We start from the raw sequence: 1,043 nt of genomic DNA on the forward strand, positions 1-1,043 counted from the left end.
GGCTGTTCGTCGCTTCTGCCCGCCGCCGGTCCGACCACGGGTGCGGTGGTGGACGGGGCGGACATTTCGACGAGCGAGGGGACGTTCGCGCGCTACGAGATCGTCGACATCTCGGCCGCCACCGTCGAGGCCCTGCGCGGCCGGGCGCTCGACAGCCTGCTCGCCTCCTTCGGCGACAAGCGCCCCTCCCTCGAACCCGTCATCGGGGTCGGCGATTTCGTCGCCGTCTCGGTCTGGGAGGCCGGGTCGGGCGGCCTGTTCTCCGGGCCACTGGTGGCCGACCGCTTCTCCGCCGGCTCGAAATCCGCCCTGATCCCCGAGCAGGTCGTCTCGCGCGACGGCGCCATCTCGGTGCCCTATGCCGGACGCATCCAGGTCGCCGGCCGGCGCGCCCAGGACGTCCAGTCCCTCATCGAGACCGAACTCGCCGGCAAGGCGATCCAGCCCCAGGTGCTGGTCTCGGTCACCCGGGCGGTCTCCCAGACCGTCACCGTCACCGGCGAGGTCATCGCCGGCGCCCGCGTGCCGCTCTCGGGCAAGGGCGACCGCATCCTCGACGTCATCGCCACCGCCGGCGGCGTGCGCTCGCCCGTCAACGAGACCTTCGTCCGGCTCTCGCGCGGCAACCAGACCGCCACCGTGCCGATGACCACCATCGTCTCGAACCCGCGCGAAAACATCTTCCTGCGGCCCAGCGACGTGCTCACCCTGGTGCGCGATCCCCAGACCTTCCTGGCGGTGGGCGCGCTCGGCAACTCCACCGAGATCCCGTTCCAGGCCGAGGGCATCACCCTGGCCCAGGCCCTGGCCAAGGCCCGCGGCCTCAGCGACGTCCAGGCCGACCCCACCGGCACCTTCATCTTCCGCTTCGAGCCCGCCGCGGTGGTGCGCCGCCTCAAGCCCGGCAGCCCGCTCCTCGGCACCCCGCTCGTGCCGGTGGTCTACCGCGTCAACATGCGCGACCCCAACAGCCTGTTCCTCACCCAGGCCTTCCGCATGCGCAACCGCGACCTCGTCTACGTCTCCAACGCCCCCTTCACCGA

The 1,043-nt window shown here is 71.7% G+C and carries 1 protein-coding gene; it reads left to right on the plus strand.

The window, feature by feature from the left end:
- Positions 1–1,043: polysaccharide biosynthesis/export family protein (locus G3T14_RS24285; protein ID WP_163645022.1), on the plus strand; the 1,043-nt coding region annotated here is incomplete at both ends.

It is taken from the genome of Methylobacterium sp. BTF04 (genome assembly GCF_010692745.1).
GTDB lineage: Bacteria > Pseudomonadota > Alphaproteobacteria > Rhizobiales > Beijerinckiaceae > Methylobacterium.